The organism is Flavobacterium xizangense (genome assembly GCF_054075145.1).
On sequence record NZ_JBSIPG010000272.1, the window covers coordinates 1 to 244 of the forward strand.

At 29.1% G+C, this 244-nt stretch carries 1 pseudogene; it reads right to left on the reverse strand.

Features of this window, described 5'->3' with window-relative positions:
- Positions 1–228: pseudogene (locus tag ACWA1B_RS23395) on the reverse strand (S41 family peptidase); the annotation flags it as partial.
- Positions 229–244 lie beyond the last annotated feature (16 nt).

The window sequence follows — 244 nt, forward strand, 5'->3', positions numbered from 1 at the left end:
GTTAAGCAAGACAATTACTTTTCCTTTATAGTTATCTTTATTGTCAACACCTATAGAACTTCCTGGAGCCCACATAAATTTCCCTGGATAACTTATATCTGGAATCGTATAAATGGCAAATTTATTTTCTTTAGAACATATAAATTTGCCAATTTTCTCAAAAGTCCCATTTGGATAATTTCGCAGATCAAAAACAATTGCTTTTGTATTTTTTAATAGCTCAATCATATCAGGAACATTTTTT